General features: G+C 62.3%; 2 protein-coding genes. Both read left to right on the forward strand.

All coding sequences use genetic code 11. The features are described from left to right. The first annotated feature begins 577 nt into the window (after nucleotides 1-577). Entirely contained in the window at nucleotides 578-835 is a 258-nt protein-coding gene (locus tag G9E11_RS20725; RefSeq protein ID WP_190609224.1) for a hypothetical protein, read from the forward strand. Nucleotides 836-977: 142 nt separating this feature from the next. Then, the coding region (locus G9E11_RS20730) for a serine/threonine-protein kinase (RefSeq protein ID WP_190609225.1) at nucleotides 978-1,742 on the forward strand (765 nt) is incomplete at its 3' end.

A 1,742-nucleotide genomic window follows, 5' to 3' on the forward strand; every position in this document is an offset into this window, starting at 1 on the left:
TGGCACACTATTGAGTTCTCAAACAACAGACACACCCGGCACCACCCAAACCAACGTTCAGGATCGCTCCGGAGCAACTTTTCAAACTTACCCGCTCTGGCGAAGCTTTGCAAATCAGCGTTTCCGCGATTTTCGCTTGCAGGGAGGTCCCCGGCCCGTCCGCGGCACACTGTTGAGTGCGCCATTTTTCAGGCTGTTAGAAAGGGGGTCGGTCGCTATTTTTCCGCTTCAGCGGCGGCGACTCGAAAGACTCTACACGGCCGCCGGGGCGCGTGCAAATCGACGGGAGGCCAGCGTGCATCAGCGGATAGCCGGCGTGCAACAGGCGCATGCAAGAACCTAGATGCACTGCGCCCGCGCGCTCTCAGGGACCATCGAACGGAGCGCCGGAGGCGCCATTCGTACCCACCAGTAGGCAGCGCCGCGGAGATTGGTCTGCGCGTTACCCGCTCAACTAGACAGAACAGTCTGTCTCGCATAAGTTTCAGGTAGATCACTGGCCCCGTGGGCGGAGATCCGTTTTATCGCTGAAGCAGAAACGGCGGATCAATGTGCATGCCTCAGAGGAGCCAAAATAATGGATGCCACCAAGTTTGACCAATTTATCGCCGAGGCGCTCACCACTGAGCGGGAAACCGACACAGTCTTCGGGCCCGACGAGCTCTATGGCCTCTACACCAGCTGGTGCCTGATTCACCAGTTGCAGCCGGCCGCCCCCGGCTCCCTGTTTACAGCGCTGAGGGAGCGCGGCATCGATCCGCAGAACTGTGAACTGGCCATGACGGGTCCTGCAGCCGCTGACTACATCCTGGCAAGCGCCCCCAGCCTCATCTAGGCGGGACCACAGAAAGAGCCGATGCAAATCGGCTCTTTCTCTGTATCCAAAAACTATGTATCTGGCGCACACTGCTGTCACAGCGCTCCAACGCATTAATATCGCCGGCCCCGGGGGCCCGGCGGGAAGATCAAGGTACCTCATGGCCGTACAACCCGGCATTGCAGAAGGCGCAGTCATCGGCGAAAGGTACCGGGTGGTGGAACAGATCGGTTCCGGCGCCATGGCCAACGTGTACCGGGCCGTCGACCTGTCCCTCGAGCGCGAAGTGGCCCTCAAGGTCATCAATAAAAGCAACGCCGCTCACGAAACAGCACGTGATGATGACGCCGAAGTCAAAGTCCTCGCGACACTGAACCACCACAGCCTCATCACGCTCCTTGACGCCGGCGTCGACCGGGAAGAGCCCGGCCGCACCCGTATCTACCTGGTCATGGAGCTGGTGGAAGGCCCGGATCTGAAGCGCCGCCTCGCCGAGGGCCCGCTCTCCTCCCGGCACACGGCGGAAATCGGCTACGACGTGGCGGACGCCCTCGCCTACATCCACGAGAGCGGCGTGGTTCACCGGGACGTCAAGCCCGGCAACATCCTGGTCTTCGATTACCAGCACGACACCGCCCGCATCCACGCAAAGCTGACTGATTTCGGCATCGCGCTGATGGCTGACGCGCCGGACCTGCACGACGGCGGATTCCTCGGCACCGCGGGGTACCTCAGCCCGGAGCAGGCGAAGGCCGAGCCCATTGGCCCGCCCAGCGATGTTTACTCCCTTGGCCTGGTGCTGCTCGAGAGCCTGACCGGGCAGCAGGCGTTTCCCGGCGACCCGTTGCAGAGCGCCCTCGCCCGCCTGATGGACGACCCCCATATCCCGGAGGATGTCGAGCCCGAGTGGCGGCTCCTCCTGGCG

It is taken from the genome of Arthrobacter ipis, assembly GCF_014694315.1.
Taxonomy (GTDB): domain Bacteria; phylum Actinomycetota; class Actinomycetes; order Actinomycetales; family Micrococcaceae; genus Arthrobacter; species Arthrobacter ipis.